The organism is Deltaproteobacteria bacterium (assembly GCA_021159305.1).
Lineage (GTDB): Bacteria > Campylobacterota_A > Desulfurellia > JAGGSF01 > JAGGSF01 > JAGGSF01.
The window spans coordinates 1-2500 of record JAGGSB010000052.1; the positions used below are offsets into that span (position 1 = coordinate 1).

Genomic DNA, 2500 nt, shown 5'->3' on the forward strand with positions numbered 1-2500 from the left:
CTATTAAAACATATTAAAACAAGGTGTGTTTCTGGAAAGGTGCATAATATATCAAGTTTAAAAAACCCATTTGAATATAATCAAAACAAAAACCAAACCTAATGCAAAGTTACCCTATGGTTACCCCAAAGAAATAATCAACAAAAAAACCTACCTTCGATTTTTCTTGAAATTGGCTTTAACATAGGCTTGAGGATGGTGCCGGGAGGCGGAATCGAACCACCGACACAGGGATTTTCAGTCCCTTGCTCTACCGACTGAGCTATCCCGGCAATAATGGAGCTGACGGGTTTCGAACCCGTAACCTCTACGCTGCCAGCGTAGCGCTCTCCCAACTGAGCTACAGCCCCATTGACCCAAATTCTATGGAAATTTTTCTATGTGTCAAGGCGTTAAAAAGAACTTGTCAACACAATATTTCACTAACAACCGCGCATTTTCGCTAGCGAATTTCTTCCCCCTTCTACACTTAAAATCACACGATTTTTATGCTGAAAAGTGAGAAAGTTGCTTACTTCTCTTGGGATGTCTCAACTTCTTTATGGCTTTTGCCTCTATCTGCCTTACCCGTTCTCTAGTTACACCCAACACCTTACCTACTTCCTCCAGGGTATGTTCACCATCCTCTCCAATTCCAAATCTCATCCTCAAAACTCTTTGTTCCCGCTCCGTCAGTGTTCCCAACACCTCATCTATCTTCTCCCTCAAATTAGTATCTATAGCAGTATTCAGAGGGGACCTGGTATGCATATCCTCTATAAAATCTTCCAGGTGAGCATCTTCTTCGTCGCCAATAGGTGTTTCTATTGAAACAGGTTCTTTGGCAATCTTCATTATCGCTCTTACTTTATCTAAAGGTACCTGCAAGTAACCAGCGATCTCTAAAGGAGAAGGTTCTCTGCCCAATTTCTGCAACAGAAATTTAGAAGTTCTCACGATTTTATTTATTGTTTCTATCATATGTACAGGAATTCTAATTGTTCTTGCCTGATCCGCTATGGCACGAGAAATAGATTGCCTTATCCACCAGGTAGCATATGTAGAAAATTTAAAACCCTTGTGATAATCAAATTTATCAACTGCTTTCATCAAACCAATATTACCCTCCTGAACAAGATCCAAAAATGGAAGCCCCCTATTCAAATATTTCTTAGTAATGCTTACCACCAATCTTAAGTTAGAACGAACCATTTTATTTTTTATCTCTTGTTTCCTATATTCATGAGTTTCCATTTGCGAAAGGAGCATGTCCAATGCTCCTTTCTCTAAATCATCATCTTGTCTTTGAATTCTCTCTTTAAGATCAGAAATTACACTATTTATATATTTGTCACAAAAAGAAATATTTACCAAACATTCCACAATTTGATTTTTTAGCAAATGTGCCTCTCCATTATTTTTATACATCCAATATCTATCCAACAAATTCTTCAGTTGATCCAGCAAATGCAGTATCTTTTCTTGACAAGACTCCTCGGTTTCAGCAAAATCACTATTTTCTACACAGTCAAACACATCTCTCAACTTCACATCGCCTTTATTCAGTTGCTCTTGAAGATGAAAAATAATATCTTTAAAAAAGGGTATATCCACCAGGCAATTCAAGATTCCAATTTTCTCATTCTCAATATTCATAGCTATTTCAATTTCCTCTTCTCTTGAAAGGAGGGAAATCTCTCCCATTTCTCTTAAGTACATGCGAATAGGGCTTTTTGTCTCTGCTTCCTCGTCAGAAAACACTATTCGCTCCTTTATTTTCTTTTCCCCTATCTTTTCCTTCGCTTCTTCAGGTTGTGCTACATCCACGATATTAATATCTAAATTATGACAGAGAATAAATAATTTATCTATCTCTTCTACAGAAATCCCTTCTGGTAGAAGAGCATTTATTTCATCATAAGTTATACAACCATTCTCCTTACTTTTGCTCAACAGCTCTCTGCCAATTTCTGGTCCCAACAAACCATCGCTACTACTCATATTAAAACCTCCGCCAATTCCATATTACACAAATTTAGTAGAAGAAAGTAAGGTGTCAAGTCAGACTTACTTTTTAGTATTTTTTTTGCTATAATGAAAACAGTAATGAAGGTTGACCTATTTAACTACCATTTGCCATTATCTTTCATAGCACAACACCCAAAGAAAGAAAGAGATGGTTGCAAACTCTTAACATATAATAGAAAAACAAAACAAATAACACATGGCATATTCAAAGATATTATAAATTATATTTCCCCAGGCGATCTTCTCATACTCAATGACACAAAGGTAATTCCAGCCAGACTATTTGGTAAAAAGAAAACAGGAGGAAGAGTAGAAATATTCCTTGTGGAAAAAATCGCTCCTAATATTTACAAAGCTTTAACCAAAGGTAAATTAAAAGAAAAAACAACGGTAACACTAAAAAACGGCATTCAGGCTCAAATCTATAAAAAAGGAGAGGAAAGTATTGTATCCCTTGATTATAAAGGAAACTTTGATGAAACTTTAGATGAAA

The 2500-nt window shown here is 36.2% G+C and carries 2 protein-coding genes and 2 tRNA genes (1 of these 4 cut by a window edge); 1 reads left to right on the forward strand and 3 read right to left on the reverse strand.

What is annotated here, in order from left to right:
- Positions 1–196: 196 nt before the first annotated feature.
- From J7J10_03440 to rpoD, 3 genes are all read right to left on the reverse strand, one after another.
- A tRNA-Phe gene (locus J7J10_03440) sits at positions 197–272 on the reverse strand.
- 5 nt (positions 273–277) lie between these two features.
- Positions 278–350, reverse strand: a tRNA-Ala gene (locus J7J10_03445).
- A gap of 136 nt (positions 351–486) precedes the next feature.
- Positions 487–1980: an RNA polymerase sigma factor RpoD gene (rpoD, locus tag J7J10_03450; GenBank protein ID MCD6129988.1), complete on the reverse strand. Its 1494-nt coding sequence runs from the start codon at positions 1978–1980 to the stop codon at positions 487–489.
- A gap of 105 nt (positions 1981–2085) precedes the next feature.
- On the opposite strand from rpoD, the gene queA reads away from it, so the two are divergent.
- On the forward strand, positions 2086–2500 hold the beginning of the coding sequence (gene queA / locus J7J10_03455) for a tRNA preQ1(34) S-adenosylmethionine ribosyltransferase-isomerase QueA (GenBank protein MCD6129989.1). The gene runs 611 nt beyond the window's last position; the window shows 415 of its 1026 coding nt (coding positions 1–415); it begins with the start codon at positions 2086–2088; its stop codon lies off the right edge, out of view.